This window comes from Pseudomonas sp. PDM04 (genome assembly GCF_014851765.1).
GTDB lineage: Bacteria > Pseudomonadota > Gammaproteobacteria > Pseudomonadales > Pseudomonadaceae > Aquipseudomonas.
The window spans coordinates 53,728-75,048 of the sequence record NZ_JACVAI010000008.1 but is presented as its reverse complement, the minus strand read 5'-3'; the positions used below and the strand labels follow the sequence as shown (position 1 = coordinate 75,048).

Sequence of the window (21,321 nt, the reverse complement as noted above, 5' to 3'; positions counted from 1 at the left end):
ACGAGGCACACCATGCAAATCAAACTCGCCAACCCCCGTGGCTTCTGCGCCGGTGTGGATCGGGCGATCGAAATCGTCAACCGCGCCCTGGAAGTCTTCGGCCCGCCGATCTATGTGCGCCACGAAGTGGTCCACAACAAATTCGTCGTCGAAGACCTGCGGGCTCGCGGCGCGATCTTCGTCGAGGAACTGGATCAGGTGCCGGACGACGTCATCGTGATCTTCAGTGCCCATGGCGTCTCCCAGGCCGTGCGCAGTGAAGCCGCCGGTCGTGGCCTCAAGGTCTTCGATGCGACCTGTCCGCTGGTGACCAAGGTGCACATCGAAGTCGCGCGCTACAGTCGCGACGGTCGTGAATGCATCCTCATCGGCCATGCCGGTCACCCGGAAGTCGAAGGCACCATGGGCCAGTACGACGGCAGCAATGGTGGCGCGATCTACCTGGTGGAAGACGAAAAAGACGTCGCCGAATTGCAGGTGAACAACCCTGACAAACTGGCGTTCGTGACCCAGACCACCCTGTCCATGGACGATACCAGTCGCGTCATCGATGCCCTGCGCACACGCTTCCCGGCCATCGGCGGCCCGCGCAAGGACGACATCTGCTACGCCACGCAAAACCGCCAGGACGCCGTCAAAACGCTGGCCGACGAGTGCGATGTGGTGTTGGTGGTCGGCAGTCCCAACAGCTCGAACTCCAATCGTCTGCGTGAACTGGCCGAACGCATGTCCACCCCGGCCTATCTGATCGATGGCGCCGAGGACCTGCAAAAGAGCTGGTTCGAGGGTGTCGAGCGGATCGGCATCACCGCCGGTGCTTCCGCTCCGGAAGTCCTGGTACGTGGCGTGATCCAGCAATTGCAGGCCTGGGGCGCCACCGGTGCCGATGAGCTGGCAGGGCGCGAGGAGAACATCACGTTCTCCATGCCCAAGGAACTGCGCGTTCGTTCGATCTGATTCACTTCTCGCACACTGTCTGCTCAGCCTTGTCGCTGCGCAGGCTGGTGCGGCCACTGGGGGCCAGCACCACCTGTAGCTGACTCATCGGCTCGCGGGCATCGCAAAGGTGCAAGGTCCCACCCTTGAAGGCCTTTGTCGGTGCTTGCGGCATACCCAGCCTGTCGAAGCGTATGTGACGCCTGATCCACCAATTACCCACGATTGGCAGGTCAGCGGCGCTCGCGTGCTCGGTCACCTGCGGATTGTCCGGGTCATCCGCCCCCTTGCCGCTGAGGTCGAAAATGATCCGCCAACCCCGGCCCCAATCGCCGTCGATGCCATGGATCACCACGGTCTGATGATGGGTGATGGCCAGGGCGCGGGCGCTGCGGATGCCGCCAATGATCGACCTCGCGGCCTCTTCTCGTCGGGTTGATTCGGTGAGCGTCGCCAACGCCGGACTGATCAGGTGCAGAACAATCCCGACAATTGTCAGTCCCATAAGCAGTTCGATCAGGCTGAAACCCTGCTGATGCATGACATCTCCCTCCATGGCGTCGGGCAGAGGCGCAATCCTTGTGCCAGTAATGGCAAAACAACCGCACGTCTGTCGGTCGGATGTTCTAGCGTGTAAGCAGGTATAGCCGACGGCAACGGAGGGCACCGATGGATCATCGTACAAAAGGTTTCACGCTGATCGAGTTGCTGATTGCGCTCGCGGTTTTTCTGATTCTCATCACGATGGCCGTGCCCATGTTCACCCGTTCGGTGCAGGGGACCCGGGCCGACACCGAGATCAGCGACCTGCAGCGCGGTCTGAATTTTGCCCGGCTCGAGGCCATCGATCGGGGCATTACCACCCGGGTGCGGCCAACGGCCGGCGGCAGTGGCTGGACCGGGGAGCTGTCGGTGTATGACAGTACGGGCAATGCGGCCAATGTATTGCGGGTTGTTCCAGCGATGAGCAGCGGTGCGACTCTGACGCTAACCTCAGGAGTGACCACCATCGACTTCAACAACCTGGGTGGTCTGTCGGCACCTTCGACAGCGGTGGTGATCAACTATGTACTGGGGACGCAGAGCAGGACGCTGAACGTGTGCTTGAATGGACGAATTCTATTGGGTGGAAGCTGCGGATGAGGGGAAGGAGCAAGCGTGCACAGGAAGGCACCACGCTGATCGAAGTTCTGGTGGCGCTGCTGATCCTGAGTGTCGGCCTGCTGGGGGCGGCCGCGTTTCAGCTCAACGCGCTGAAGTACACCGACAGCGCGCGGATGACCAGCCAGGCCAGTTTCATCGCCTATGACATGCTGGATCGCATTCGTGCCAATTCCGGTGCGGACTACACTGTCACACCGCCGACCTCGGGCAACCTGAATGTCGCCCGGGATCAGGACCTCTACGACTTCGCCTCCAACATCACCACGCTACTGGGCAGCACCGCCACGGGCAGCGTCACCCTGAATCAACGGGTGTACACCATCACCATCACCTGGGACGACTCGCGTGCCGCCAACACGCCCAACGCCCGGCGCAGTCTGGTGCTGAGCAGTCGCGCCGCTGTCGATCCGGTGGTGACCCCATGAACCGGCACCATCGCGGTTTCGGTTTGATCGAGCTGCTGGTCGCCCTGGCGCTCGGCCTGGTGGTGGTGCTCGGCGTGGCGCAGATTTTCATCGCGGCCAAGAACACTTACGTCAGTCAGAATGCGGCGGCCAACATGCAGGAGGACGCGCGTTTCGTGCTGAGCAAGATGATCCAGGAAATCCGCATGGTGGGAATGTTCGGTTGCCTGGCCACGATCGCCGACGCGAGCGCAGGGACGACTTTCGGCGCAAACCAGGCTACGCCGATCAGTTGGGACAACGCCAACCTCAAGCTGACCCTGATCACCGCCGATGTGGGGACGAGTGGGGGGACGCCGACCTGGACGGTGGTGTCCGATTGTCGCAGTACGGCCACCGCCTATTCCGACGCGCGGGCTCCCGCCAGCGGGCAAGTGGCGTTTCCGATCCGGCGCCTGGTCTACAGCCTCAAGAACAATCAGCTGACGATGGGCGTCGGCGTCGGGACGCCGGCCCAGGCAGTACTGGTGGATAACGTCAGCGCCTTCAATGTCATGTTCGGACTGGCCAGTTCGCCCACCGATGGCGCCGCTTCCAGCTACAGCAGCAACCCTGCGGACCCCGCGCGCATCCGCAGCGTTCGCCTGACGCTGACCCTCAGGGATCCGACCAGCCAGGTGCGCGATCAGACCTTCAGCGTGGTTGCCGCTTTGCGCAACCGCCTGCCATGAGGGGAGGGCCGATGAGTTTTTATCCTGTCACTTCGCATCGTCAGCGCGGCATGGCGCTGCTGGTCAGCCTGGTGTTTCTGTTGTTGCTGACGCTGATCGGCATCTCGTCGATGCAGAACGCCAACCTGCAGGAAAAGATGGCCAGCAGTGTGACCCTGCGCAACCAGTCGTTCCAGAATGCCGAGGCGGCGTTGCGCATGGGTGAAAGCGCGGTGCAAGTGAGCACCTACACCTTGCCGATTTGCAGCGGCACCACCCAATGCGCACCACCGGCCGAGTCCTCGTCGCTTACCGGTGCCGGGTTCAATTCCACCTCTGGGGTGACCTGGATCGCAGCCGGCAATGGTTTTTACGGGGTGCAGAACATCGGCGCCACGATGAACGCCGTGAATGTGCCGAGCAACACCTCTGCGACGCTCTACCGGGTCACGGCAGTGGCCATTGTCGGCAACAACGTTCGCAGCGTGGTGGAGAGCATTTATGCCAAGTACTGACACGCGTCCGCAGTTCTGGCGGCAGTGGCTGTGTGGCGTTGCGGCGGGCCTGTACTTGTCGGCCCCGGTATACGCCTTCACGCCTGCGGAGTCGCCCTTGCTGAGCGCGGCGGCGGTGCCGCCCAACGTGATGCTGCTGATCGATGATTCCGGGAGCATGAACAACATTATCTGGGCGCCGGGTTTCGATCCGACCATGAGCCGCCCACAGATCGCGACCTGCAGTTCCAGCTTTTTATGCCTGAGCGGGCAGAACCTGGACATGAGCGATACCAACATCGCACTGTCGAGCCTCAACCGTGGCGGCTGTTCGACCAATGGCAACTGGTACGGCTTTTATCGGGGATTGCTGGGGTTGTCATCGATCTGCCTGAAACTGCCCGATCCGGTGGGCAACCAGAACACCCGCTACACGGCGAACTACCTGTCCTATCTGGTCAGCCAGGCCAACGGTGTGAGTCGGGACTACACCACCGGGGCGATCCCCACCGATTACCGGATCGGCGTGGCGCAGGACGTCTCGACCAACCTGGTCAGCAACAACCGCTCGTTGCGAATCGGCCTGTCGACTTTCAACCCGCCGGCCAGCGGCAACCCGGGCCCGGGCGGCTTCATTGCCCGCGCCATCAGTGACCTGACGCCCGTCAGTGGCAGCGTCACCCAGGCGCAGGCGGACGCCAACTACAACGCGCTGATCAACTCGATCAATGGCTTGAGTGCCATCGCCAATACCCCGCTGGCGGAAACTTATTACGAGATTACCCGGTACATGCGTGGCATGGCGCCGTACTACAACTCGACGCCCACGACCTATACCAGCCCGATCCAGTATCGCTGCCAGAAAAACTATGGCGTGGTCATCACCGATGGCTTGCCGACGTACGACCGGACTTTCCCGAGCAACGATCCGCTGGGCGGCAGTCGTCTGCCGAACTGGGACGGCAACAGCGCGAACGATGGCGACAACCTTTCGGGGGACGGGGAGGGGGACACCCTGTACCTGGACGACATTGCCAAGTTCGCCTTCGACATCGACATGCGCAGTACCGGCACCGATGCCGCCGGTAAAAGCTGGAATGCCGTGGACTTCCCCAGGCAGAACATGAACACCTACACCGTGGGTTTCACCGCCGCCAATCAGATGTTGTCGGATGCCGCGAGTTACGGCCAGGGCAAGTACTATCAGGCCACCGACAGCGCCGGCCTCAGCACCGCGCTGGCCTCGGCATTGAGCGATATCACCTCCAAAGCCGGCTCGGGAGGCAGTGGTACCACCAGCAGCAGCATCGTCGGGGCCGGCTCTGCGTATTACCAGACCAGCTATGACCCCAAGGATTGGCGCGGCACGATCAAATCCTATGGGTTCACGGCCACAGGCTCGGTGAACACCTCCTCGGTGCTCTGGACCACTGACACCGCCATCGTGCCCGGCGCCACCGCACCGATTTATCAATCATGGAACAACGCGACCACACCCCCGAGCGCCATCACCCTGGCCTACGCGAATTTTTCGACGGCGCAGAAGACCGCCCTGGATCAGGGGCTGCCCACCGGCATCAGCGGCACCGATCTGGTGGAGTGGAGCAAAGGCACCTCTAAAACCGGCTTGAAAGCGCGCAGCGTGCTGCTCGGCGACATCATCAATTCGCCACTGGTGCTGGCTTCGCCGACCGAGCAAACGGCGTCCGATCTGGTGAACGACACCAGCTACAGCAGCTACCTGGCCACCAAGGCCAGTAACATGAGCAGCAGCCTGGTGGTCAACGCCAACGACGGTTTTGTCAGCGTCATCAACGCGGCCAATGGCGCCAGGCGTTATGCCTATATGCCTTCCAGCGTACTGCCCTTCCTGCGCTTGATCGCCGATCCCGCTTACATCAACGGCGTCAGCCACAAGTTTCTGGTGGACGGTCAGGTCGGTGTCTTCGACGCGCAAGTCGAGAATGCCTGGAAAACCCTGGCGCTTGGCGGGACCGGGGCGGGCGGCAAGACCTTCTACGCGTTGCAGCTGTTCGATGCATCGGCCGGCAATGCGACCAAGGCGTTGTGGGAAATCAGTGCGCCGACCACGGCAAATCCCGCGAACGCTTTCAATGATCTGGGTTATGCCTACGCTCGCCCGGAAGTGGCACGCTTGCCCAATGGTAAATGGGCGGCGTTCATTTCCAACGGCTATGGCAGCAATTCCGGCGTGGCAGCGTTGTATGTGGTGGATATCGCCAATGGGGCGTTGATCAAGAAAATCGTGATCGACAGCACCGAGACCAACAACGGCCTGTCTTCGGTGAAACTCAAGGTCAACTCGCAGAATGTGGTGCAGGCCGCGTACGGCGGCGACCTGAAAGGGCGGTTATGGAAGTTCGATCTGAGCGGCTCGTCCACCGATACCTGGGGCGTGGCGTTTTCCGGAAAGCCGTTGTTCACCACTGCCGACGGCGCCACCCAGCCGATCACCGCGCAGCCGTTGCTGGCGGACAACACATTGGGCGGTAAAGTGGTGTTTTTCGGCACCGGCAAATTCAACGAGGCCGTGGACAAGACCAACAAGGACCTTCAGGCGTTTTATGCGGTATGGGACGCGGACGGCGGTTCCGGGCAGATCACCACGTCCAGTTTGCAGGCCCAATCGATCACGGGCGTGTTCTCGGGCAGCTCGGGGCAGTTCATCACTACCAGCCAGAACGAGGTGACTTATCCGGGGGAGAAGGGCTGGTACCTGCCGTTGGTCTACAACAACGCATTGACCGGTGAGCGGGTGATCAACCAGGCGGCGCTGGTGTTGGGTCGCATCGTCTTCACCACGGCCAGCGTCGACACCACGGACCCCTGCGCCAGTTTCGGTACCGGCAAGCTGGTCGAGCTGGATGCGTTCAGCGGTAAGATGCTCAACTACGCGGTGCTCGACACCAACGGCGACGGGGTCGTCGATGGCGCGGACACGATTTCCAGCGGGGTGGTGTTCACGGGCGGGATGCCGGTCTTGAATGCCATCGTCAACGGCGGGGCCCGCAAGGTCGTGAACGACTCCAGCGGAACACCCACCACGCTGGTGGAAAAAGCCGGGGGTGGCAGCCGTCGCATCATGTGGCGGCAAATTCAATGAGTGAGAGTTGAGGCATGCGCATATCCAACCGAGGTTTTACCCTGATCGAAATCATGATCGTGATTGCAATCATCGGTATCGTGATCACCATTGGCTATCCAAGCCTCACCGAGTACGTGAAGAAGGGCCGTCGGGCGGAAGTGGCCGGCCTGCTTTCCGAGCAGGCGCAGATTCTCGAGCGATTTTACTCGAGGACCAACCTCTATACGGGTGCCACCGGCCTGAGTGCCGGCAATGACTACTACACCCTCACTCCGACCCTTGCGGACCAGACCTTCCTGCTGACTGCCACGCGCAAGGCGGGCAGTGCCATGGCCGGGGACAAATGCGGTGATTTCACCCTCACCAACACCGGTGTCAGGAGCATGGTCAATGCGACGTCCGGGCTGACCACCAAGGATTGCTGGGGTCGCTGAGTTTGAGTTTTCGGGTGCTTTTTGCGCCTTCTGTCTATCTAACGGTTGGATCGGAACATGACCATGCAACAGCAAGTAGTGATCGTCGGCGGTGGTGTGATTGGCCTGCTGACGGCGTTCAATCTCGCCTCCGAAGTGCAGAGTGTCGTGCTGCTGGATCGGGCGAGTGTCGGCCAGGAGTCGTCCTGGGCCGGCGGCGGCATCGTTTCGCCGCTTTACCCGTGGCGCTACAGCCCGGCGGTCACTGCGCTGGCCCACTGGTCCCAGGATTTTTATCCACAGCTGGGCGAGCGCCTGTTTGGCGCCACCGGTGTCGATCCCGAGGTGCACATCACCGGCCTGTACTGGCTGGATCTGGAAGACGAGGCCGAGGCGCTGGCCTGGGCCGAGCGGGAAAACCGCCCGTTGCGGGCTGTGGATATCTCGGCGGTACACGATGCCGTGCCGGTATTGGGCGCCGGTTTCTCCCGGGCGATCTACATGGCTGACGTGGCCAATGTGCGCAATCCACGGTTGGTCAAGTCGCTCAAGGCGGCGCTGCAGGCGCTGCCGAACGTAACGATCCATGAGCAATGCGAAGTCAGCGGTTTCATTCGTGAAGGCGATAAGGTCGTGGGGGTGCAGACATCGACGGGCGATGTCCACGGCGATCAGGTGGTGCTGACTGCGGGTGCCTGGAGCGGCGACTTGCTCAGGAGCCTGGGGTTGGAGCTCCCGGTGGAGCCGGTCAAAGGGCAGATGATCCTTTACAAGTGTGCAGCCGACTTCCTGCCAAGCATGGTCCTGGCCAGGCGGCGCTATGCGATTCCGCGTCGGGATGGGCACATTCTGGTCGGCAGTACGCTGGAGCATGAAGGCTACGACAAGACGCCGACCGATGCTGCGCTGCAGAGCCTGAAGGCCACGGCGGTGGAGTTGATTCCGGCGCTGGCGGAGGCCGAAGTGGTCGGGCACTGGGCCGGGCTGAGGCCCGGTTCGCCGGAGGGTATTCCCTACATTGGCCGGGTGCCGGGTTTTGACGGGCTGTGGCTCAACTGCGGGCATTACCGCAACGGCCTGGTGCTGGCGCCAGCGTCTTGCCAGTTGTTTGCCGACGTGATGTTGGGCAGGCAGCCGATCATCGATCCGGCACCGTATGCGCCGACGGGGCGAATCTAGCCTCGATAGGGCGTCTGTCGGATCGCCTCGGCCGCCAAGCCATGCTCCCACGGGTCGATTCAAATGTTGTGAACGACGCAGATTCTGTGGGAGCGAGCCTGCTCGCGAAGGGGGCTCAATCCAGGCCGAATTTCTTCAGCCGGTAACGCATCGACCGGAACGACAAATTCAACCGCTGCGCCGCCGCCGTGCGGTTCCAGCGGGTTTCCTCCAGGGCCTGGAGGATGAGCTTGCGCTCGACGTTGTCCAGATAGTCTTCCAGGTTGTCGATCTGCGTCAGGTCCGGTACGCCACTGTCTGCGGAGCAATTGCCTTCGGCCAGACGCAGGTCGCCGGCCTCGATCTGCTTGTTTTCGCACAAGGTGTGCGCCCGCTCGAGCATGTTCTCCAGCTCTCGCACGTTGCCGGGAAAACGGTAGCCCTTGAGCGCGTCGAGGGCCTGCGGATGCAGCCTGGTGACGGGTTGGCCGCTGCTCGCGGCAAGCCGCTTGAGCACATGGCCGGCCAGCGTTTCGATGTCGTCGCGGCGTTCGCGCAAAGGTGGTACGCGTAGCTCGATGACGTTGAGCCGATAGTACAGATCCTGACGAAAGCGTTCGCCGGCGACTTCGGCGTCGAGGTCTTTGTGGGTGGCGCAGAGAATGCGTACATCGACCACGGTTTCCTGTTGGCCACCGACGCTGCGCACAGCCTTTTCCTGTATCGCGCGCAGCAGTTTGACTTGCATCGCCAGGGGCAGATCCGCCACCTCATCCAGAAACAGCGTGCCGCCATGGGCTGCCTGGAACAGCCCGGGTTTGTCTTCGATGGCGCCGCTGAAGCTGCCTTTGCGATGGCCGAAAAACTCGCTTTCCATCAGTTCCGACGGGATCGCCCCGCAGTTCACCGGGATAAAGGGCTGGTTGGCGCGCGGGCCTTGCTCGTGGATCAATCGCGCCACCAGCTCCTTGCCACTGCCGGATTCACCGCTGATGTAGACCGGTGCCTGGCTGCGGGCCAGCTTGTCGATTTGCTTGCGCAGGTTGCGCATGGGCAGCGAGTCGCCTAGCAGGCGGCGGTCGACGCTGCTGCCTGGCGCGGGCATGCGCAGGGCGCTGCCGACCAGCTCGCGCAAGCGGGTGAGGTCCACCGGTTTGGTCAGGAAATCGAAGGCCCCGGCCTTGAGCGCGTTGATCGCGGTTTCCAGGCTGCCGTAGGCGGTGATCATCGCCACCGGCAGTTGCGGGTAGCGTTGCTGGATGTGTTGCACCAGATCGAGGCCCGTGCCGTCCGGCAGGCGCATGTCGGTCAGGCACAGGTCGAAGGTCTCGCGCTTGAGCAAGGACTGTGCTTCACCCAGGTTTCGAGCACTGAAGGTGTCGAGTTTCATGCGTCCCAGGGTGATTTCCAGCAGTTCGCGAATATCCGGTTCATCGTCGACGATCAAGACTTTTTGCGGTTGGCTCATGTTCAACTTTGTTTCCGTCCGTGAGCAAAGGTGATGCGGAAGCAGCCGCCCTGGTGTGACTTGAAGTCTAGGCGGGCCTGGTTGCTTTCGCACAGCTCTCGGGACAGATAAAGCCCCAGGCCGGTGCCTTGAGCACTGGTGGTGAAGAACGGCTCGAACAAATGCGCCTGTTGCTCCGGTGGAACGCCGGCGCCATCGTCCAGCACCTCGATGATCGGCAGTTGGGTGTCGGCATCGATGAACAGGCTCAACCAGACCTGCGCCCGCTCATGTATCTGTGCGCTGTGGCGCCAGGCGTTGCGCACAAGGTTGTCGAGAACCTGGGTCAGTTGGTTCGGGTCCATCAAGGTGTTGAAATCACCCTGGCCGATGTCCAGGTGAATCTGCTGGTGGTCGAGCGCACCTTCGCGGCTTTCGGCGACGAACCTTTCCAGCCACGGCTTCAGGTCGAGCCGTTGCGGCACGGTCTGCTGGCGACGGGACAGTTGCAGGACGTTTTCGATAATCCGGTTCATGCGCTGCGAGTGATCTTGAATGATCTGGGTCAGACGCCGATCCGCGCCGTTCAGTTCCTCCGATTCCTGCAACAGCTGGGCGGCGTGACTGATGGCACCCAGCGGGTTGCGTATTTCGTGGGCGATCCCCGCTGTCAGGCGACCGAGTGCCACCAGCTTTAGCTGTTGCGCCTGCTGGGTGATTTGCGCCAGGTCTTCGAGAAACACCAGGGTCTGACGGTTCGCACTCTGGTCCAGGGCAATGAAGCTCGGTTGCAGCTCCAGCCCGCTGCCAGCGACCTTAAGGCTCTGGGGGCGCAATGTCGGGTTGTTCTGCCACAAGTGCAGGCGTTCGATCAGCGCGGGCGAACAGGCGTCGATGGGTTGACCTTCAAGCGTGTCCCGGCCGAGCAGCACCAAGGCGCTGTGATTGGCCAACTGCACGCGCTGTTGGTCATCGAGCACCAGAATGCCGGTGCGCATGCGCTGCAGGATCAAGGCATTGAGCGCTTCGAGCTCCACGACTTCACTGGCCCGCTGTTCGGCGAGGATCTCGCTGACTTCCACGCGTTGCATCAGCCCCTGCACCAGCAAGGCGGCGGCAAAGCACAGTGCGCCCAGCGTGGCGGCTTGCAGGTAGTCGTTGGGGCTGGCGGGGTGGCCGAGGCTCAGGAGTACGGTCTGCCCGACAATGCCAAGCGCGCCGACGGCGGCGATCAGCAGGCCGACCCGTCCTCGCAGTAACGCATTGCTGATGGCCACCGAGACCACCAGCAGGTTGCCAAAACCACTGGCGACGCCGCCGGCGGCATAGAACAGGCTGCACAGCATCAGAACGTCGATCAACGCCAGGCTGAACAGTTGCGCCGGACGTCGGATGTTCTCGAGGAAGACCACCAAGAGAATGTTGAGCACCAGGTACAGCCAGCTGCCATTGCGCAGCAGGCCGTCATTGGTGGAGGTCAGCAACTGGTTGTCCAGGTTGCTGGAAATCAGCAGCACCAGCGTGATGCCGATACTGAGGCGGTAGAGATGATAGAGGCGCAGCAGTCGCTGCGCCTGTTTGCTGTCGGGGCGGGATGCCTCAGCGGTCACTGGGGCCCGGGCCTTGCTCAAGGTGAGCCTGGCTGCAGTACCACTGTTGTTGGAGATTCAGCGCGCGGTCGCGGGGCAGATGCAGGCCGCAATGGGCGCAACGTACCATGGGGGCGGCCTGCGGTTCGGCAGGAGGCCTTGGTGCGCTGCTCGACCCCTTGAACTTGCGCCAGAACCATACGGCGGCGGCAATCAGGGCGATCCAGAACAATAAACGAAGCATGATGGGCTGCTTTATCAGGAGAGATGCTGCAGTCTAGCCAATGACATGGGCAGCGCACAGCCTGTCGGCGTGCAAATGCGCACGATAAAAGACCCACCCTCGCGAGGCTGGCGCCGATCCGTCAAGCGTTGGCGGATCGGCGAGGTCGTGCCAGCACGAATTTACTTCGATGCCGTGCGCGGGTCGTCATGGCTATCGATGTACTCGATACCCAGCGGGCCAGTCCCGTACACCTGCGAGATGTACGCGCCGGACCGCGCCCAGTGGAAGTGCGGGGTGTTGGCCGGGAGTATCACCACGCTGCCCGGGCCATACGCGACCAGCTTGTCCGGGTCGAACACACTGCCAAAACCAATGTAGAAAACGCCGGACATCACGGTATAGATGCGGTCTTCAGGGTGCGTGTGGGGCATCAGCCGGATGCCGTTCGGCACCTTGACCCTGACCACATAAGGCGCCGGTTTACTCGGGTCGCCGGCCACAACGGCCAGTTTCACCTCCGCAGGGAAGGCGGGAAAGCTGCGCCATTCCACGTCCTCGTTGTGGACCGAGCCGGTTTTGTCCAGTGGCAAAGGCTGGGCCTGCACCACTGGCAGGAGTGCACTCGTCGCCAGCAAGGCTGCCAGCGCTGCCGTCATTGCGGTTTTGTGAATCATGATGGACACCTCGGTACGCGGTTTTGGTTGAAGTCGTCATGGCGTTCGCCACGGGTCAGGCCGCAAGCCCGCCGTCGATCAGGTAGATCGCCACCGAAAATGTCAGGATGGACAGCACGGTACTGACCAGGATGGAGGTCGCGGCTTCGCTCTGGTAAGCACCGGTCTGGTTGGCGAACATCGCCGGGATCGTTGCCGAAGGCAGCGCGCACAACAGAATCATCTGTTGGGCATACAACCCATTCACGCCCAGCACGACGGTGGCGGCGAACATCAGGACCGGGTGGATGAACAACTTGAGCCCCAGGTTGCCCCACACTTCACCGGACATTTTCAGCTTCTCCGACGACATGATCAGTCCCAGACACAGCAGTGAAACGCCCGGTGTTGCCTTGCCCAGAAGGTTGAGGGACTCGGCCGCGAGGGGCGGCAGCTTGATCTGCAGCAGGGAGAGCACGATGCCCAGGGCCGGCGCCCACATCAGCGGACGGCGTACCGCGCCCGAGAGGCTCGACATGAATGCCTGGCTGCCGCTGCCTTTGCCGTCGGCAATGGTCAGCAACATGGTTGTCAGCGGAATCATGACCAGGCTCGCCACCAGGTTGAGCACCAGCACCGAATAGATGCTGCCCGCTCCGTACATGGCGCCCAGAATGGGGATGCCCATGAACGCGGCGTCCGGGTAACCGTTGACGAAGCCCTTGAGCGTCGCCACCTTGAGATCGCGATGGCGCCACCAGCCGATGGCCAATGCGAGGATGTACATGCCCATGATGCCGATGAACGTGGCCAGGACGAATTTGAAATCGAACAGTTGTTCCCGTGGCGTGCTCGCCATGCCCGCGAATAACAGCGCCGGGAAGATCCAGCCGAGCACCAGGCGGCTGATCAGCAGGCTGTCCGACTGGGTCAGTCGCCCGCGTTTGCCGGCGATGAAACCCAGGGCGATTACAAAGGCGACGGGCAAGAGGGGCCCTACGATCCTGTCAAACATGGCTCAATCCTCGTATTTATTTTTATCAAGACTGTGGAAAAGGCTCGGGAAGGCCGCCAGGCACCGGCGGCCAGCGGGGTCAGACTTCGATGCGGTAGTCGCGAATGACGTCCTGGTCAGGTTCGAGGCCTAGCCCCGGTCCCTGCGGTACGTCGATGCGGCCGTTACGCGGAATGATGGCGTCGCCATAGAGTTGCGCTTCGAGGTCGAAGTAGCGCCATTCCACCAGGGATTTCGCGCCGCCCAGGGCCGCACTCCCGTGCACGGCAGCCAGCAGGCCAGGGCCGTCGTAGAAGGCGTGGACCATCACTGTGACGCCATGGGCATTGGCCAGCGCATAGACTTTCTGCAGTTCGGTGATACCGCCCATCTTGGCCGGGCTCGGCTGCACGAAATCCACCGCGCCGGCCTCGAGCAGGTGCTGGAAATCCATGAGCGTCGACGCGTTCTCTCCGGCCGCCACGGGGATGCCGCCGTGCTTGCGCACCGTTGCCAGGCCGGCATAGTTTTCCGGCGGCCACACCGGTTCTTCGATCCAGCGCAGGTTCAACGGACGAAGTTGTTCGGCGATGTCCAGCGCTTCGCGCACGGTCCATGGAGCGTTGACGTCCAGGGTGATCTCGACGCCCGGGCCTGCGGCTTCACAGGCAGCACGAATGACCTCGACATCCACCTCATGCAACTTGAGGTGGCGGAAGCCCGCGTTGACCGCACGCTTCACGTTGGTGCGAATCAGGTCCGCGTCGGCGTAGCGGATCAGGCTCGCATACGCCGCCAGCGACGTGGCTTCACTGCCGCCGAGCAGCTTGAAGACCGGTTGGCCTGCGGCTTTGCCGGCGATATCCCAGAGCGCGATATCGATTGCCGACAGGCCGTAGATGAACGCGCCGCTGCGCCCGAAGACGTGAAATTTCTTTTGCAAGTCGCCCTGCAATTTCTCCCGCCGCGAGACATCGCAGCCGATCAGTTCCGGGGCGAGGATCTGGTCGATCACCACTTTCACTGCCGGTATGGCGGTGAACCCGAAGGTTTCGCCCCAGCCGACAATGCCGTCGTCGGTGGTGATCTTGACCACAAGTGAATCGACCATCTGCAGATCCTTCGGCCCCCAGACTCCGCCGGCAGACCGGCCGCCAGTGGTGAAGGGGATTCGAAGTGCAATGGTTTCGATGCTGGCAATTTTCATGGAGCGACGCCTCCGGCAGGTTGTACAAGGAGCGCGGGGATTTGTGGGTTTAACCGCGTCCAGGTGCAAATCAACCTAAATGATGTTCAGTTGTCCTTCAACAGAACAAGTAGGCGCCTTTCTGATTCGGTCGATTATTTGTGCATAACCTATTGATGTATATGTATTTAATGATTACTTCGATTGAGTAATTTCAGTTATTCCTGTCTGGAACAAGTCTTCTGATGTAGATTAAGTAGACAAGTAAAAGGGATGACTCAGCATGAGTGAAATGAACGTGCAGCCCGTGTCGCGCAGACCTCATCTGGCCGAGCACATCGCTCGATCGCTGAGCGATGAAATAGCCTCGGGCCGACTGCGACCGGGAGATCGGCTGCCCACCGAACAGTTTCTCTCGCAAAACTTCGGAGTCAGCCGCAACGTCGTGCGCGAAGGCATCGCCACGCTTCGGGCGCAAGGGCTGATTCAGTCGCGCCAGGGCGTGGGGGTCTTCGTTGCGGCGGCGCCGGCGGCGGAGCGTGCGCCCTTGCCGGAAAACGCGCCGTTGCTTGACGGCGACAATACGATTCGCAACATGTTTGAAGTGCGAGCCATCCTGGAAAGCCAGGCCGCCGCGCTGACGGCGACGCACATGACGCCGCGCAAGCTGAAAACCATCCAGGATGCGGTCCTGCGCATGCAGTATGAGGGCGAGCCGACGCTGGACACGGTCAACGCCGACCTGGACTTTCATCGGGCGGTGGCCGCCGCGTCAGGCAACGATTACCTGGAAACGATGATTCGCACCGTGCTGGAACCCATGCGGGCATTGATCACGATGAACTTCGCGCGGCGTGGCCCGGTGTTCAGCAATATTCCGCATGCCGCCCGTGGCGAGCATGAGGAACTGGTGCAGGCATTCATCGACCGGGATGCCGGCGCAGCACGGCAGATCATGGGCCAACACATCGTCAGTGCGGCATCGCGCTTTGGTTACGAGATCAGGTTCTTCTGAGAGAGCCACGGCGGGGCTTGTTGTTTCGTTGTTCTACAAGCAGCCAAGTGCTTTGCCCCTGGCAAAAAAAATCCGATGCCAGCTGGCATCGGATTTTTTTGTGGCTGCGGTCAACCGAATCGGTTTGGCCGATCAGCGCTTAGTCGAACACGCCGAAAGTCATGTAGCTGAACCAGGAGCGGTCTTCGTTGTTACCTTCCGCTTCGTGCTCTTCTTCTTCGATCACGTCGCCATTTTCGTCTTTAGGCTTGAGCTCGTTCGGGATTGCATCCTTGGCGTCCTGGAATTGCTTCTGGACGTCCTGGTTGGCGCGGGTTTCTCCCGGCGGCAGCGGTGGACGGGATTCGATCAGGCCCAGGGTGGCCTTGCTCAGCCACGAACGGTTGTCGGCTTCGTCCATCGAAGGCACGAACTGACCGTCCACCAGGCTTGGGTGGTTCGGGTAGTTGAGCTTCAGGGTTTCGAGGCTGGTGGCGGCCAGTTCGTCCAGGTGCAGGCGCTGGTAGGCTTCGGTCATCACCGCCAGGCCGTCGCCGACCGATGGGGTTTCCTGGAAGTTTTCCACCACGTAGCGGCCACGGTTGGCGGCGGCCACGTAGGCCTGACGGGTCAGGTAGTAGTCGGCCACGTGAATCTCGTAGGCCGCCAGCAGGTTGCGCAGGTAAATCATGCGCTGCTTGGCGTCCGGCGAGTAACGGCTGTTCGGGAAGCGGCTGGTCAGCTGTGCGAACTCGTTGTAGGAGTCGCGGGCAGCACCCGGGTCACGCTTGGTCATGTCCAGCGGCAGGAACCGCGACAACAGGCCAACGTCCTGGTCGAACGAGGTCAGCCCCTTGAGGTAATAGGCGTAATCCACGTTCGGGTGCTGCGGGTGCAGACGAATGAATCGCTCGGCGGCCGATTTTGCAGCCTCAGGCTCGGTGTTCTTGTAGTTGGCGTAGATGAGCTCGAGTTGAGCCTGGTCGGCGTAGCGCCCGAACGGATAACGCGACTCCAGCGCCTTCAGCTTGGCTGTGGCGGCGGTGTAGCTATTGTTGTCCAGGTCATGCTGAGCCTGTTGATACAGCTCGACTTCGCTGAGGTTTTCGTCTACGACTTCCTTCGATGAGCAAGCGGCGGTCAATGCGAGGATGGCGATCAGCAGCAGGTGTTTCACTTGCATGGCGGCTTGCGTCCCTATGACGGCCGCTGTCTTGGGCGAGGCCGTCCTGTTATGATGAGCGCCCCGTTGAATAGCCTCGGGGCAAAAGACGCCGTATTTAACCACAAGCGCGCAGCCGAAACCAAAGGCTGTGCCGACGCCTAGTCCGAGCATGTCCGATAAAATAGAACTTCGCGCAGAGGTGCCGTCCGAATTGGGCGGCCAACGCCTCGATCAAGTCGCCGCACAATTGTTTGCCGAGCACTCGCGCTCGCGCCTTTCCGCCTGGATCAAAGAGGGCCGGTTGACTGTGGATGGAGCGGTCATCCGCCCGCGAGACATCGTGCACGGTGGCGCCATCCTCGAGCTGACTGCCGAGCAGGAAGCCCAGGGTGAATGGGTCGCCCAGGACATCGAACTGGATATCGTCTATGAAGATGACGACATCCTGGTCATCAACAAGCCCGCCGGCCTGGTGGTGCACCCTGCCGCCGGCCATGCTGACGGCACCTTGCTCAACGCCCTGCTGCACCACGTGCCGGACATCATCAATGTGCCCCGCGCCGGTATCGTGCATCGCCTGGACAAGGACACCACCGGACTGATGGTGGTGGCCAAGACCATTCAGGCGCAGACAAAACTCGTCGCACAATTGCAGAGCCGCAGTGTCAGTCGCATCTACGAGTGCATCGTGATCGGCGTGGTGACCGCCGGCGGCAAGATCAACGCGCCCATCGGGCGTCATGGTCAGCAACGCCAGCGCATGGCCGTGATGGAAGGGGGCAAGCAGGCCGTCAGTCATTACCGCGTGCTCGAGCGCTTCCGCTCCCACACCCACGTGCGGGTCAAGCTGGAAACCGGTCGCACGCACCAGATTCGCGTGCACATGGCGCATATCAACTTCCCGTTGGTCGGCGACCCGGCCTACGGCGGTCGCTTCCGTATCCCGCCGGCCGCGAATCCGACCATGGTCGAGTCGTTGAAAAACTTCCCGCGCCAGGCCCTGCATGCGCGATTCCTCGAGCTGGAACACCCGAGTACCGGTGAACGCATGAGCTGGGAGTCGCCGCTGCCGGAGGATTTCGTCTGGCTGCTGACCCTGCTCAAGCAGGACCGCGAGGCGTTCGTCGGATGAGTGACTGGCTGATTCCCGACTGGCCTGCGCCTGCCGGGGTCAAGGCCTGTGTGACCACCCGTACGGGCGGCGTCAGCCTGGCGCCGTTCGACAGCCTCAACCTTGGCGATCACGTCGATGACAGCCCCGAAGCCGTCGCCGAGAACCGTCGTCGCCTCACCGAACGCTTTTCCATCCAGCCGGCCTGGCTGAAACAGGTGCACGGCATTGCCGTGGCCCATGCCGACCCCGGCCAGGTCGCCACCGCCGACGCGAGCTGGACGGCGACGCCCGGCATTGCCTGCGCGGCCATGACGGCCGACTGCCTGCCAGTGCTGTTTTGTGACCGTGCCGGCACCCGCGTAGCCGCGGCCCACGCCGGATGGCGCGGGTTGGCGGCGGGCGTGCTGGAGGCAACCCTCGACACCTTGGCCGTTCCAGCCGGGGACGTGCTGGTCTGGCTCGGCCCGGCTATCGGCCCGCAAGCCTTTGAAGTCGGCCCGGAAGTCCGGGAAGCCTTCGTCCGGCAGGTGCCGGAATCGGCCAGGGCGTTCGTCCCTGGCGCCCATGAAGGCAAGCTCATGGCGGACATCTATGAGCTGGCGCGCCTGCGTCTGGCTGCCCGGGGTGTCACAGCCGTGTATGGTGGCGGTTTGTGTACCGTGACCGACCCCCGCTTCTTTTCCTACCGCCGCCATCCGCGCACGGGTCGGTTTGCCTCCCTTATCTGGCTTGAACGCTAGACTTGTCTGATCTGCATCAACGTCAGGACGCTTGAAACTCCCAGAATCGACCGCATCTATAACGGTATCTGGCAGGCTTCTTCATTCAGGATGTTTATTGGTCCGGCCTGCTCCATAGGAAGGTGACCCATGCGAATAGATCGTTTAACCAGCAAATTACAGTTAGCCCTGTCCGACGCCCAATCCCTGGCCGTCGGCCTTGATCATCCCGGCATCGAGCCTGCGCACTTGATGCAGGCGATGCTGGAACAGCAGGGTGGTTCGATCAAACCCCTGCTGATGCAGGTCGGTTTTGACGTCAACAGCCTGCGTAAAGAGCTGACCAAAGAGCTCGACCAATTACCCAAGATCCAGAACCCGACCGGTGACGTGAACATGTCGCAGGACCTGGCGCGCTTGCTCAACCAGGCTGATCGCCTGGCGCAGCAGAAAGGCGACCAGTTCATTTCCAGCGAGCTGGTGTTGCTCGCCGCGATGGACGAGAACAGCAAGCTCGGCAAATTGCTGCTCGGCCAGGGTGTGAGCAAGAAAGCATTGGAAAACGCCATCAACAACCTGCGCGGTGGCGAAGCGGTCAATGACGCCAACCACGAGGAATCGCGTCAGGCACTGGATAAGTACACCGTCGACCTGACCAAGCGGGCCGAAGAAGGCAAGCTCGATCCGGTGATCGGCCGTGACGACGAAATTCGCCGCACGATTCAGGTGCTGCAACGCCGGACAAAAAACAACCCGGTGTTGATCGGTGAGCCGGGCGTCGGTAAAACCGCGATCGCCGAAGGCCTGGCCCAGCGCATCATCAACGGCGAAGTGCCGGACGGCCTCAAGGGCAAGCGCCTGCTGTCCCTGGACATGGGGGCGCTGATCGCTGGCGCCAAGTATCGTGGCGAATTCGAAGAGCGCCTGAAAGCCCTGCTCAATGAACTGTCGAAGCAGGAAGGGCAGATCATCCTGTTCATCGACGAGCTGCACACCATGGTCGGCGCCGGTAAAGGCGAGGGTTCGATGGATGCCGGCAATATGCTCAAGCCAGCGTTGGCCCGCGGTGAGTTGCACTGCGTCGGCGCGACCACGCTCAACGAGTACCGCCAATATATAGAGAAGGACGCGGCCCTCGAGCGGCGCTTCCAGAAAGTATTGGTGGACGAGCCGAGCGAAGAAGACACCATCGCCATTCTGCGTGGCTTGAAAGAACGCTATGAAGTTCACCACAAGGTGGCGATCACCGACGGCGCGATCATTGCTGCGGCCAAGCTCAGCCATCGCTACATCACCGATCGCCAGTTGCCGGACAAGGCCATCGACCTGATCGACGAGGCCGCCAGCCGCATCCGCATGGAAATCGACTCCAAGCCGGAAGTGCTGGACCGTCTGGAGCGCCGCCTGATTCAGTTGAAGGTGGAATCCCAGGCACTGAAGAAGGAAAGCGACGAAGCGGCGATCAAGCGCCTGGAAAAACTCCAGGAAGAAATCGCTCGCCACGAGCGCGAGTATTCGGACCTCGAAGAAATCTGGAACTCGGAGAAAGCCGAAGTCCAGGGTTCTGCACAGATCCAGCAGAAAATCGAACAGTCCCGCCAGGAACTGGAAGCGGCGCGTCGTAAAGGTGACCTGAACCGCATGGCCGAGCTGCAATACGGGGTGATCCCGGACCTGGAGCGCAGCCTGCAGATGGTCGACCAGCATGGCCAGAGTGAAAACCAGCTGCTGCGCAGCAAGGTGACCGAAGAAGAGATCGCTGAAGTCGTGTCGAAATGGACCGGCATTCCAGTGTCGAAAATGCTCGAGGGCGAGCGCGACAAGCTGATGAAAATGGAAAGCCTGTTGCACCAGCGCGTCATCGGCCAGGAAGAAGCGGTGGTCGCGGTGTCCAACGCGGTACGGCGTTCGCGGGCCGGATTGGCCGACCCGAATCGGCCCAGTGGCTCGTTCATGTTCCTCGGCCCGACCGGTGTCGGTAAAACCGAGTTGTGCAAGGCGCTGGCCGAGTTCCTCTTCGACACCGAAGAAGCGATGGTGCGCATCGACATGTCCGAGTTCATGGAGAAACATTCCGTGGCTCGCCTGATCGGTGCGCCACCGGGCTACGTCGGGTATGAAGAAGGCGGTTACCTGACCGAGGCGGTGCGTCGCAAGCCTTATTCGGTGATCCTGCTGGACGAGGTCGAGAAGGCCCATCCGGATGTGTTCAACATCCTGCTGCAAGTGCTGGAAGACGGTCGCCTGACCGACAGTCATGGCCGCACGGTGGACTTCAAGAACACCGTGATCGTCATGACCTCCAACCTGGGCTCGACGCAGATCCAGGAACTGGTCGGTGACCGTGAAGCGCAGCGCGCGGCAGTGATGGATGCGATTTCCACGCATTTCCGGCCTGAGTTCATCAACCGGGTCGACGAAGTGGTGATCTTCGAGCCATTGGCACGGGATCAGATCGCGGGCATCACCGAGATCCAGCTGGGTCGTCTGCGCAGTCGCCTGGCCGAGCGCGAGCTGAAACTCGAACTCAGCCCGGAGGCCATGGACAAGCTGATCGCGGTGGGTTACGACCCGGTGTACGGCGCACGGCCGCTCAAACGAGCGATCCAGCGCTGGATCGAAAACCCGCTGGCGCAGTTGATCCTGTCGGGCCGTTTCATGCCCGGCGACATCGCCAAGGGTGTGGTGGAGAACGACGAGATCGTCTTTGCCTGATCCCGACGGGCGGTAGAAACGAAGAGGCCTCGCATTGCGAGGCCTTTTTTTCGTCAGGTTGTTGAACTCAAAGGAAAAGGCTTGTAAAGTGCGCCCCGCAGTCAGTCACCCGGAAGGGTTTCCGCTCACTGGGC

20 protein-coding genes are annotated in these 21,321 nt (G+C 61.6%); 12 read left to right on the top strand and 8 right to left on the bottom strand.

All coding sequences use genetic code 11. The features are described from left to right. Positions 1-12 precede the first annotated feature (12 nt). Positions 13-957, top strand: coding sequence for a 4-hydroxy-3-methylbut-2-enyl diphosphate reductase (ispH, locus tag IB249_RS26945; protein WP_192309028.1), 945 nt, complete (start codon positions 13-15; stop codon positions 955-957). Between the two features lies 1 nt (position 958). On the opposite strand, the gene IB249_RS26940 is transcribed toward ispH, so the two are convergent. Next, positions 959-1,477 carry a GspH/FimT family protein gene (locus IB249_RS26940; RefSeq protein WP_192309026.1) on the bottom strand — a complete coding sequence of 173 codons (519 nt, stop codon included), beginning with the start codon at positions 1,475-1,477 and terminating at the stop codon, positions 959-961. A gap of 128 nt (positions 1,478-1,605) precedes the next feature. Between IB249_RS26940 and IB249_RS26935 the strand changes: the two genes are divergently transcribed. Genes IB249_RS26935 through thiO form a run of 7 tightly spaced genes read left to right on the top strand, consistent with a single transcriptional unit; the run spans position 1,606 to position 8,406 of the window. Next, positions 1,606-2,079 (top strand): GspH/FimT family pseudopilin, encoded by a 474-nt coding sequence (locus IB249_RS26935; RefSeq protein WP_192309024.1) that lies wholly within the window; start codon positions 1,606-1,608, stop codon positions 2,077-2,079. Continuing rightward, on the top strand, positions 2,076-2,525 hold the full coding sequence (gene pilV / locus IB249_RS26930; RefSeq protein ID WP_192309021.1) for a type IV pilus modification protein PilV: 450 nt from the start codon (positions 2,076-2,078) through the stop codon (positions 2,523-2,525). Before IB249_RS26935 ends, pilV begins: the two co-directional genes overlap by 4 nt. Continuing rightward, positions 2,522-3,235, top strand: a complete 714-nt coding sequence (locus IB249_RS26925) for a PilW family protein (protein WP_192309019.1) — start codon at positions 2,522-2,524, stop codon at positions 3,233-3,235. Before pilV ends, IB249_RS26925 begins: the two co-directional genes overlap by 4 nt. An 11-nt stretch (positions 3,236-3,246) precedes the next feature. Continuing rightward, positions 3,247-3,729, top strand: a complete 483-nt coding sequence (locus IB249_RS26920) for a PilX N-terminal domain-containing pilus assembly protein (RefSeq protein ID WP_192309015.1) — start codon at positions 3,247-3,249, stop codon at positions 3,727-3,729. Then, positions 3,716-6,832 carry a pilus assembly protein gene (locus tag IB249_RS26915; protein WP_192309013.1) on the top strand — a complete coding sequence of 1,039 codons (3,117 nt, stop codon included), beginning with the start codon at positions 3,716-3,718 and terminating at the stop codon, positions 6,830-6,832. Before IB249_RS26920 ends, IB249_RS26915 begins: the two co-directional genes overlap by 14 nt. A gap of 14 nt (positions 6,833-6,846) precedes the next feature. Further along, a complete protein-coding gene (locus IB249_RS26910; protein ID WP_192309011.1) occupies positions 6,847-7,248 on the top strand; it encodes a type IV pilin protein in 402 nt (133 codons plus the stop codon). Between the two features lie 57 nt (positions 7,249-7,305). Next, positions 7,306-8,406 carry a glycine oxidase ThiO gene (gene thiO, locus IB249_RS26905; RefSeq protein ID WP_192309009.1) on the top strand — a complete coding sequence of 367 codons (1,101 nt, stop codon included), beginning with the start codon at positions 7,306-7,308 and terminating at the stop codon, positions 8,404-8,406. A gap of 115 nt (positions 8,407-8,521) precedes the next feature. On the opposite strand, the gene IB249_RS26900 is transcribed toward thiO, so the two are convergent. From IB249_RS26900 to IB249_RS26875, 6 genes are all read right to left on the bottom strand, one after another. Beyond that, entirely contained in the window at positions 8,522-9,853 is a 1,332-nt protein-coding gene (locus IB249_RS26900) for a sigma-54-dependent transcriptional regulator (protein WP_192309007.1), read from the bottom strand. Positions 9,854-9,855: 2 nt separating this feature from the next. Further along, positions 9,856-11,442, bottom strand: a complete 1,587-nt coding sequence (locus tag IB249_RS26895; protein WP_192309005.1) for a sensor histidine kinase — start codon at positions 11,440-11,442, stop codon at positions 9,856-9,858. Continuing rightward, on the bottom strand, positions 11,432-11,665 hold the full coding sequence (locus tag IB249_RS26890; protein ID WP_192309003.1) for a PP0621 family protein: 234 nt from the start codon (positions 11,663-11,665) through the stop codon (positions 11,432-11,434). The genes IB249_RS26895 and IB249_RS26890 overlap by 11 nt, the downstream gene beginning before the upstream one ends. 161 nt (positions 11,666-11,826) lie before the next feature. After that, complete coding sequence (locus IB249_RS26885) at positions 11,827-12,321, bottom strand: cupin domain-containing protein (RefSeq protein WP_192309001.1); 495 nt, start codon at positions 12,319-12,321, stop codon at positions 11,827-11,829. A 55-nt stretch (positions 12,322-12,376) separates the two neighbouring features. Next, positions 12,377-13,315 (bottom strand): AEC family transporter, encoded by a 939-nt coding sequence (locus tag IB249_RS26880; protein WP_192308999.1) that lies wholly within the window; start codon positions 13,313-13,315, stop codon positions 12,377-12,379. A 79-nt stretch (positions 13,316-13,394) separates the two neighbouring features. Further along, a complete protein-coding gene (locus IB249_RS26875) occupies positions 13,395-14,405 on the bottom strand; it encodes a mandelate racemase/muconate lactonizing enzyme family protein (protein WP_225607216.1) in 1,011 nt (336 codons plus the stop codon). A gap of 358 nt (positions 14,406-14,763) precedes the next feature. On the opposite strand from IB249_RS26875, the gene IB249_RS26870 reads away from it, so the two are divergent. Beyond that, a complete protein-coding gene (locus IB249_RS26870; RefSeq protein ID WP_192308995.1) occupies positions 14,764-15,495 on the top strand; it encodes a FadR/GntR family transcriptional regulator in 732 nt (243 codons plus the stop codon). 139 nt (positions 15,496-15,634) lie between these two features. On the opposite strand, the gene IB249_RS26865 is transcribed toward IB249_RS26870, so the two are convergent. After that, entirely contained in the window at positions 15,635-16,657 is a 1,023-nt protein-coding gene (locus IB249_RS26865; protein ID WP_192308993.1) for an outer membrane protein assembly factor BamD, read from the bottom strand. A 151-nt stretch (positions 16,658-16,808) separates the two neighbouring features. Here IB249_RS26865 and rluD point away from each other — a divergent pair, with 151 nt between their 5' ends. The 3 genes from rluD (at position 16,809) to clpB (ending at position 21,187) form a co-directional block, all read left to right on the top strand. Beyond that, a complete protein-coding gene (rluD, locus tag IB249_RS26860; RefSeq protein WP_192308991.1) occupies positions 16,809-17,771 on the top strand; it encodes a 23S rRNA pseudouridine(1911/1915/1917) synthase RluD in 963 nt (320 codons plus the stop codon). Then, the gene (gene pgeF, locus IB249_RS26855) at positions 17,768-18,493 is read left to right on the top strand and encodes a peptidoglycan editing factor PgeF (protein WP_192308989.1); all 726 of its coding nucleotides are present in this window, start codon (positions 17,768-17,770) and stop codon (positions 18,491-18,493) included. Before rluD ends, pgeF begins: the two co-directional genes overlap by 4 nt. 129 nt (positions 18,494-18,622) lie before the next feature. Beyond that, a complete protein-coding gene (gene clpB / locus IB249_RS26850) occupies positions 18,623-21,187 on the top strand; it encodes an ATP-dependent chaperone ClpB (RefSeq protein ID WP_192308987.1) in 2,565 nt (854 codons plus the stop codon). The last annotated feature ends 134 nt before the right edge of the window (positions 21,188-21,321 follow it).

Excerpts from the sequence above, each read along its gene's own strand:
- IB249_RS26920 (WP_192309015.1), top strand. The coding sequence starts at position 3,247 with ATGAGTTTTTATCCTGTCACTTCGCATCGTCAGCGCGGCATGGCGCTG.
- thiO (WP_192309009.1), top strand. The coding sequence starts at position 7,306 with ATGACCATGCAACAGCAAGTAGTGATCGTCGGCGGTGGTGTGATTGGC.
- IB249_RS26890 (WP_192309003.1), bottom strand. The coding sequence starts at position 11,665 with ATGCTTCGTTTATTGTTCTGGATCGCCCTGATTGCCGCCGCCGTATGG.
- IB249_RS26875 (WP_225607216.1), bottom strand. The coding sequence starts at position 14,405 with ATGGTCGATTCACTTGTGGTCAAGATCACCACCGACGACGGCATTGTC.
- IB249_RS26935 (WP_192309024.1), top strand. The coding sequence starts at position 1,606 with ATGGATCATCGTACAAAAGGTTTCACGCTGATCGAGTTGCTGATTGCG.
- rluD (WP_192308991.1), top strand. The coding sequence starts at position 16,809 with ATGTCCGATAAAATAGAACTTCGCGCAGAGGTGCCGTCCGAATTGGGC.
- pilV (WP_192309021.1), top strand. The coding sequence starts at position 2,076 with ATGAGGGGAAGGAGCAAGCGTGCACAGGAAGGCACCACGCTGATCGAA.
- IB249_RS26900 (WP_192309007.1), bottom strand. The coding sequence starts at position 9,853 with ATGAGCCAACCGCAAAAAGTCTTGATCGTCGACGATGAACCGGATATT.
- clpB (WP_192308987.1), top strand. The coding sequence starts at position 18,623 with ATGCGAATAGATCGTTTAACCAGCAAATTACAGTTAGCCCTGTCCGAC.
- IB249_RS26865 (WP_192308993.1), bottom strand. The coding sequence starts at position 16,657 with ATGCAAGTGAAACACCTGCTGCTGATCGCCATCCTCGCATTGACCGCC.
- IB249_RS26885 (WP_192309001.1), bottom strand. The coding sequence starts at position 12,321 with ATGATTCACAAAACCGCAATGACGGCAGCGCTGGCAGCCTTGCTGGCG.
- IB249_RS26910 (WP_192309011.1), top strand. The coding sequence starts at position 6,847 with ATGCGCATATCCAACCGAGGTTTTACCCTGATCGAAATCATGATCGTG.
- IB249_RS26925 (WP_192309019.1), top strand. The coding sequence starts at position 2,522 with ATGAACCGGCACCATCGCGGTTTCGGTTTGATCGAGCTGCTGGTCGCC.
- IB249_RS26915 (WP_192309013.1), top strand. The coding sequence starts at position 3,716 with ATGCCAAGTACTGACACGCGTCCGCAGTTCTGGCGGCAGTGGCTGTGT.
- IB249_RS26880 (WP_192308999.1), bottom strand. The coding sequence starts at position 13,315 with ATGTTTGACAGGATCGTAGGGCCCCTCTTGCCCGTCGCCTTTGTAATC.
- IB249_RS26870 (WP_192308995.1), top strand. The coding sequence starts at position 14,764 with ATGAGTGAAATGAACGTGCAGCCCGTGTCGCGCAGACCTCATCTGGCC.
- pgeF (WP_192308989.1), top strand. The coding sequence starts at position 17,768 with ATGAGTGACTGGCTGATTCCCGACTGGCCTGCGCCTGCCGGGGTCAAG.
- ispH (WP_192309028.1), top strand. The coding sequence starts at position 13 with ATGCAAATCAAACTCGCCAACCCCCGTGGCTTCTGCGCCGGTGTGGAT.
- IB249_RS26940 (WP_192309026.1), bottom strand. The coding sequence starts at position 1,477 with ATGCATCAGCAGGGTTTCAGCCTGATCGAACTGCTTATGGGACTGACA.